The organism is Klebsiella sp. 4_1_44FAA, from assembly GCF_000238715.1.
Classification (GTDB): Bacteria; Pseudomonadota; Gammaproteobacteria; order Enterobacterales; family Enterobacteriaceae; genus Klebsiella; species Klebsiella pneumoniae.
Window position 1 is genome coordinate 95,185 of record NZ_JH414802.1, and the last position, 5,776, is coordinate 100,960.

Here is a 5,776-nt window from a genome sequence, read left to right on the forward strand (position 1 = left end):
AGAAACGGGATCGCCGCCACCCAGCCGTACGGGCCAGGTTAACCCCTGCTGCGCCTGCAAATAGCCGGGCAACCAGGCGATATACAGCCAGCCGGTGTAGTTCACACCGGAAAAGCCGAGGATCATCCCCCAGGTAGTCCGCCGTTTAAACAGAGCCAGCCATTCGCTAAACTTCAGCGCCGGGCGGGCCGCCTCCTCACTGGCCAGATACTGCTGCTCCTCCTCCTGCAGGGTAAACTGCCGACGGTTACGGTAGCCCACATACCAGCACAGGCCGACCACGATCCCGGCTAAACCAATCACCACAAACATCGTTCGCCAACCCCAGGCCAACTGCATGATGACCAGGGCCGGCGGGGCGATAGCCTGGCCCAGCACCGTCGAGGAGTTGAATATTCCCACCGCCGTGCCGCGCTCTCTTTGCGCATACCAGTCGTTGATCGATTTCACGCCGGCAGGCATAAACGGCGCTTCGCCGATCCCGAGGCCAATGCGCAGCAGAATAAAATGCGAGAACGAATTGACCATCCCGGTCAGGGCCTGCATCGCGGACCAGAAAATCAGCCCGGCGCCCAGCACAATCCGTGGTCCCAGGCGATCCAACAAAATACCGGAGGGCAGTTGCGCGAAGCCGTAGGAGAGCGAAAAGGCGGAGAGCAGCACCCCAAACTCGGTGGCGCTAAGGCCCAGGTCGGCGCGTATCGCCTCCCCGGCGACGCTCAGCGAAGAGCGGTCAAGAAAGTTGACGATACCGGCGATAAACAGCAGCGTCAGGGTGATCTTCTGCACCCGACGGATGCGTAACGGCGTCGCCCCGGTCCGGGCGGCAAGAGTCTCGATAGCCATCGTTGTTCCTTACAGAGTCATACTTAAATAGGATGTCTGATAAGTAAGGCAACAGGTCGACTACCATACAAGAATTAGGGTTGAAAAAAGCGGCAGGGATCACACATGACGGGCTTAGGCCCGTCCCCACCCCGCCACGATGATTAGCATACCGCACAGGGCGACGGCCGCGCCCGCCCAGTCATAATGGGTTAATTTGACCCCATCAACGACCCGCAGCCAGAGCAATGCGGTACAAACGTACACCCCACCGTAGGCGGCATATACCCGCCCGCTGGCGGCCGGATGGAGCGTCAGGAGCCAGACGAATAGCGCCAGCGCCAGGGCGGTGGGGATCAGCAGCAGCGGCGTTGCCCCGCGCTTGAGCCATAGCCACGGTAGATAACAGCCGACGATTTCACATAGAGCGGTAGCAAAGAACAGCAGCGTTGTTTTGAGCATTAAAAGATTCGTAAAAGAGACAAAGCGTTGAACCATTCTACGCGATAATAGCCTCTGCCCCACGCTGTTTTGCCGGCTATGCCCGACAAAAGAGCTGTAGTAAACTGAATCTGAGGGTTAACCCATCACTTAAAGGAAATCGTGATGAACATGACACTGAACAAACGCTGGTGCCTGACCGCCATTCTGGCGTTAAGCGCTGTGGTCTACACCTCCAGCTCCTATGCCGCCACCGACCGGCTGGTGATTGAATCTGGCGACAGCGCGCAGAGCCGTCAGCAGGCGTCGATGGAAAAAGAGCAATGGAACGACACCCGCAGCCTGCGCCAGAAGGTGAACAAACGGGCGGAAAAAGAGTGGGATAAAGCCGATGTCGCTTTCGACGCGCAGGATAACTGCCAGAAGAGCGCCAACGTCAATGCCTATTGGGAGCCAAACACCCTGCGCTGTCTTGACCGTCGCACCGGCCGCGCGATCAATCCCTGAGCCGCTCCCTGACCACGCTGGCGCCTGCGGGCGCCGCCTTTCTGTAATCCCTTTCCGTTTTGACCACAGGAATCTCCATGACCGACGCGCTACACGTCAAACTCCGCCCGCTTGAGCGCGAAGATTTGCGCTTCGTCCACCAGCTCGATAACAACGCCAGCGTCATGCGCTACTGGTTTGAAGAGCCGTACGAGGCCTTCGTTGAGCTCTCCGATCTGTACGACAAACATATTCACGATCAAAGCGAGCGCCGCTTTGTCATCGAATGCAATGGCGATAAAGCCGGACTGGTGGAGCTGGTTGAAATCAACCATGTGCACCGCCGGGCCGAGTTCCAGATCATCATCTCCCCCGACTTCCAGGGAAAAGGTCTCGCCACCCGCGCCGCACGTCTGGCGATGGACTATGGCTTTACCGTGCTCAATCTGTATAAGCTGTATTTAATCGTTGATAAAGAGAATGAAAAAGCGATCCATATTTACCGTAAGCTCGGCTTTATGGTCGAGGGTGAACTGATCCATGAGTTTTTCATTAACGGCGAGTACCGCAACACCATCCGCATGTGCCTGTTCCAGCACCAGTATCTGGCCGAGCACAAAACGTCCGGGCCGTCCCTGCTGAAGCCGACGGCTCAGTAATAATCGATACGGTTTTTAATGGTGTAGTGGCGGGTCAGCGGCGGCTGGACGCTTTCATCGATCACCTGCAGCTCACAGCTCAGCGGATTGTCGTGATCGTCGTAGTCGCAGGTCTGACGCACCGTGCCCAGCGTGCGATCGTTGAAGGTGCTGATGGCGGTATAGTCCAATTTCTTACGCGGATCCTTTGACGGCGTTGAGGCGACGGTAAATCGCTCCTCTTTGGCGGTGGTGGTTTTTCCCAGCGGATAGCCATCGCTGTCATAGCGGTAGGTGGCGGTGGTCTCTTTGCCGCGTGCGCTGATAATAAAACCGTTATCATCCGTCTCCCAACTCACCCCGACAGCAGGCATCTCCGCCAGCTGACACTTGCCCTGCAGGCGCAGCCGCTTCTCGTGGGTGCGCCCGTCGACGTAATAGTTGGCGTCCAGCAGCAGCGTGGCGCCGGTTTTGTTCTCCACATCTTCCAGGGTCAGCAGATCGAAACACCCTTCCCTGGAGAGCTGAGCGCTTACCTTCTTGACCACCACATCGTGTTCATCCAGCAGCGTCTGGCTAAAATCTTTCACCGGCCCGCGCAGGGGATCAAACTCAAACTCATTGGAAAAACTCGCCATCTCCGGGGTGAAGGCGTCCGGGGCGCTTTTACGGTCGCATGCCGTCAGCAGCAGCGCTGCCGGGATCAGCCAATACAATCTTTTCACAGACGATTCCTTTTGTGTACATCCGATCATATTAGCAAATACAATTGTTTACACCAGTTCTGCTATGCTTAAATCTGGATAACATCGATAAGGAGCGTAAGATGAAACTATCCCTCTGCACCGGCGCTGCGCTACTGCTGTGCTCCACGGCCGTACTGGCGGCTCCCGACTCCTGTGAACGGGTCAAAAGCGACATCCAGCAGAAGATCATCAACAATGGCGTACCGGAAACCGCCTTCAGCCTGGCCATTGTGCCAAACGATCAGGCAGACCAGCCCGGGGTTCAGGTGGTCGGTCATTGCGCCAACGACACCTTCAAAATCACCTATACGCGTAACAGCGACAGTCCCGCCGAAAACGACGCTCAGTAGGCCCTATTCGGTTTCAAGTGAAAGATCTTATCCCTGCATTGACCAGGGATAAGGTCTACTGGCTACCCATAACGTATTATCGCTCACCCCTGCGTCGGTTAATGACGTGGCGGTCCTTCTCCGCACAGCATAACTATCATGGAGTGAGCAATGTCGAATCAGGAATCTCCCGGCGGCGTCAGCCGACGCGCGCTACTAAAATCTACAGCCCTCGGCTCCCTGGCGCTGGCCGCCGGCGGGCTGACCCTGCCCTTTACGCTGCGCCGCGCCGCGGCGGCAGTTCAGCAGGCTACAGGCGACACAACCCGCATTGTCTGGGGCGCCTGCTCGGTTAACTGCGGCAGCCGCTGCGCCCTGCGGCTGCACGTGCGTGATGATGAAGTGGTTTACGTCGAAACGGATAACACCGGCGACGACCGCTACGGCGACCATCAGGTCCGCGCCTGCCTGCGCGGGCGTTCGATTCGCCGGCGCATCAATCATCCGGATCGCCTTAACTATCCCATGAAGCGCGTCGGCAAGCGCGGAGAAGGCAAATTTGTCCGCATCAGCTGGCAGGAGGCGCTGGATACCCTCGCCGACCGCCTGAAGAGCGTGGTAGCGCAGTATGGCAACGAAGCCGTATACATTAACTACTCTTCAGGGATCGTCGGCGGCAACATCACCCGTTCGTCGCCTTCCGCGTCGCCGGTGGCGCGTTTAATGAACTGCTACGGCGGCTCGCTTAACCAGTACGGTACCTACAGTACTGCGCAGATTGCCTGCGCCATGCCCTACACCTACGGCAGTAACGACGGCAACAGCACCTCGGATATTGAAAACAGCAAGCTGGTGGTGATGTTCGGCAACAATCCGGCGGAGACCCGGATGAGCGGCGGCGGTATTACCTGGTATCTGGAGCAGGCCCGCGAGCGCTCTAACGCGCGAATGATCGTCATCGATCCGCGCTACACCGATACCGCCGCCGGTCGGGAAGATGAGTGGATCCCCATTCGCCCCGGCACCGACGCCGCGCTGGTGGCCGGTATCGCCTGGGTGTTGATTAACGAAGATCTGGTGGACCAGCCTTTCCTTGATAAATACTGCGTTGGCTACGACGAGAAAACGCTCCCGGCCGGGGCGCCGGCGAACGGTCACTACAAAGCCTATATCCTCGGCGAGGGCGACGACGGGATCGCTAAAACGCCACAGTGGGCCTCGCGTATAACCGGTATCCCCACCGATCGCATCATTAAGCTGGCGCGCGAAATCGGCATGAGCAAGCCGGCCTACATTTGCCAGGGCTGGGGCCCCCAGCGCCAGGCCAACGGCGAACTCACCGCCCGGGCGATCGCCATGCTGCCGATCTTAACCGGTAACGTCGGCATCAACGGCGGCAATAGCGGCGCCCGCGAATCAACCTACACCATCACCATTGAGCGCCTGCCGATGCTGGAAAACCCGGTGAAGACCGCCATCTCCTGCTTTACCTGGACCGACGCCATCGCGCGCGGTCCAGAGATGACCGCCAGCCGCGATGGCGTACGCGGTAAAGATAAGCTCGACGTGCCGATCAAGTTCCTGTGGAACTACGCGGGCAACACCATCATCAACCAGCACTCCGACATCAATAAGACCCACGAAATTCTGCAGGATGAAAGCAAGTGCGAAACCATTGTGGTTATCGACAACTTTATGACCTCGTCGGCGAAATACGCCGATCTGCTGCTGCCCGACCTGATGACCGTTGAGCAGGAGGATATCATTCCTAACGATTACGCCGGCAATATGGGCTATCTGATTTTTATTCAGCCCGCCACCTCGGCGAAGTTCGAACGCAAACCGATTTACTGGATCCTAAGGAAGGTGCGAACAAGTTCCTGATATGAGATCATCATATTCATCCGGAGCGCATCCCAGAGGGACATCATGAGCCATCAACTCACCTTCGCCGATAGTGAATTCAGCACTAAGCGCCGTCAGACCCGAAAAGAGATTTTCCTCTCCCGCATGGAGCAGATTCTGCCATGGCAGAATATGACCGCTGTCATCGAGCCGTTTTATCCCAAGGCGGGCAATGGCCGACGGCCCTATCCGCTGGAGACCATGCTGCGTATTCACTGCATGCAGCATTGGTACAACCTGAGCGACGGTGCCATGGAAGATGCCCTGTACGAAATCGCCTCCATGCGCCTGTTTGCCCGATTATCCCTGGATAGCGCCCTGCCGGATCGCACCACCATCATGAATTTCCGCCACCTGCTCGAGCAGCATCAACTGGCCCGTCAATTGTTCAAGACCATCAATCGCT

The 5,776-nt window shown here is 57.6% G+C and carries 6 protein-coding genes and 2 pseudogenes; 5 read left to right on the forward strand and 3 right to left on the reverse strand.

From position 1 onward, the window contains the following. Positions 1-846 (reverse strand): annotated as a pseudogene (locus HMPREF1024_RS09965) (MFS transporter); the annotation flags it as partial. A gap of 114 nt (positions 847-960) precedes the next feature. After that, positions 961-1,323, reverse strand: coding sequence for a YnfA family protein (locus HMPREF1024_RS09960; protein ID WP_072143281.1), 363 nt, complete (start codon positions 1,321-1,323; stop codon positions 961-963). A gap of 108 nt (positions 1,324-1,431) precedes the next feature. Here HMPREF1024_RS09960 and HMPREF1024_RS09955 point away from each other — a divergent pair, with 108 nt between their 5' ends. Both HMPREF1024_RS09955 and speG read left to right on the forward strand, forming a co-directional pair. Next, the gene (locus HMPREF1024_RS09955) at positions 1,432-1,773 is read left to right on the forward strand and encodes a DUF1283 family protein (RefSeq protein WP_002903720.1); all 342 of its coding nucleotides are present in this window, start codon (positions 1,432-1,434) and stop codon (positions 1,771-1,773) included. A 77-nt stretch (positions 1,774-1,850) separates the two neighbouring features. After that, positions 1,851-2,411, forward strand: a complete 561-nt coding sequence (gene speG / locus HMPREF1024_RS09950; RefSeq protein WP_004179730.1) for a spermidine N1-acetyltransferase — start codon at positions 1,851-1,853, stop codon at positions 2,409-2,411. Here speG and HMPREF1024_RS09945 read toward each other — a convergent pair. Next, entirely contained in the window at positions 2,405-3,115 is a 711-nt protein-coding gene (locus tag HMPREF1024_RS09945) for a YnfC family lipoprotein (protein WP_009308921.1), read from the reverse strand. The two genes, speG and HMPREF1024_RS09945, sit on opposite strands and share 7 nt — an antisense overlap. Positions 3,116-3,216: 101 nt before the next feature. On the opposite strand from HMPREF1024_RS09945, the gene HMPREF1024_RS09940 reads away from it, so the two are divergent. The 3 genes and pseudogenes from HMPREF1024_RS09940 to HMPREF1024_RS09930 form a co-directional block, all read left to right on the forward strand. After that, complete coding sequence (locus HMPREF1024_RS09940) at positions 3,217-3,486, forward strand: DUF1161 domain-containing protein (protein ID WP_002903714.1); 270 nt, start codon at positions 3,217-3,219, stop codon at positions 3,484-3,486. Positions 3,487-3,636: 150 nt separating this feature from the next. Further along, positions 3,637-5,334: pseudogene (locus tag HMPREF1024_RS09935) on the forward strand (DMSO/selenate family reductase complex A subunit); the annotation flags it as partial. 60 nt (positions 5,335-5,394) lie between these two features. Next, positions 5,395-5,776, forward strand: a 382-nt coding sequence (locus HMPREF1024_RS09930; RefSeq protein WP_009308923.1) for an IS5/IS1182 family transposase, incomplete at its 3' end; no start/stop codon positions are given.